Here is a 1,362-nt window from a genome sequence, read left to right as displayed (position 1 = left end):
GCCGACAACGGCGACGTCCGGGTCGCCGCGGCTGCCGACTACGGCTACACCGAGCGCTCCGTGCTGACCGAGGAGTTCATTGCCGGGGCCAGCGCCGGTATTGCCGGGTACGGGGCGGGGGGCAGCTACGGCAGCGTCACCGGCACGCAGACCAATGTGCAGAAGCGCGGTGAGCAGAGCAATGCCAACAACCGCGGGGCGGCGGTCAACGGCAGGGGCGAGCTGGCGTCGGGGCAACTGGGGTACTCGCGCACCGAGACCCACGAGACGGAAAGCCAGACCCGCTACAGCAACGCGCAACTGGACTTCGGGCAGGCGCTCGACGTGCAGGCCGCCAACGGCCGTGCGGACATCGGAGGCGGAGATTTGCGTGCGGGCAACATCGACATCGAGGCCGCCCGGATCGACAGCACCAAGTACAAGGACGAGACCCGCAAGACCTTCAAGGAGAACAGCCTGTTCATCGGAGCGAGGACCGAGGCGCACAGCTCGATTGCGAACGCGGTCAACACGGCATCCAAGAAGATCCATGCCTCGAACGAGGGGCAGACGATCGACCCCGGCTTGACTGCGGGAGAGGCGGCAGGGGTGGTGACCGATCTGATCTTCAACGACACCATCGGGGGTTCGGTGAGCGCGGCGATCTCGGACACGCACACCGAAAGCGAGCAATCGAGCAGTGCCGAGAAGATGAATGTCATCCGGGGCGGCAACGTGCGGCTGAAGTCGACGCGCGGGGACATCGCACTCAACGGCATGGTGGTCGAGGGCAGCGGGAAAGTGGAGATCGATGCGGCCGGCCAGCTCGACGTCCGGGCGGCGCGCGAAGACGGCAGCAGCAGCAGTTGGACGGTGTCGAACGACCTGAGCTACTCGATGGGCGCGGGCTCGAACGCGGTGCTGCAGCAGAACTACGTGACGGGCAGCGTGGGCTACAGCGGCACCTACGACAGGACGCAGACGGAGTCGACGGATTACCGCAACAGCCAGATCGCGGGGCGTGACGTGAAGATCGCTTCGGGCGGGGACACGCGGCTGAACGGAGCCCATGTAGGAGGCCGGACGGTGACGGTGGAGACCGGCGGGAATCTGAGCGTGGAGAGCGTGCAGGACACCAGCCGGACGACGAACCAGAACGCCAAGTGGGGCGCGAACCTGGGGGCAGCGGGCGGCGCCATCGGGGGCGATGCCCCGTACGTGGCGCCGGTGGCGAACCTGACGGCGGGGTACGGCGAGAGCTGGGACAGGTCGGCGAAGGTGAAGGAGCGCTCGGGCATCGAGGCGCAGGATCGGCTCGATGGTCGGGTGGCGGGGGACACGCAGTTGACGGGTGCGACGCTGGGATCGAAGAGCCGGCAGGGC

At 67.6% G+C, this 1,362-nt stretch carries 1 protein-coding gene; it reads left to right on the top strand.

The annotated features are described in order from the left end of the window. Positions 1-1,362 (top strand): hemagglutinin repeat-containing protein (locus EC845_RS01265; protein ID WP_148077209.1); only part of this gene is annotated, 1,362 nt, incomplete at both ends.

The organism is Comamonas sp. BIGb0124, assembly GCF_003752175.1.
Classification (GTDB): domain Bacteria; phylum Pseudomonadota; class Gammaproteobacteria; order Burkholderiales; family Burkholderiaceae_C; genus Comamonas_F.
The sequence above is the reverse complement of the archived record's forward strand: the minus strand, read 5'-3'. Positions and strand labels throughout refer to the sequence as shown.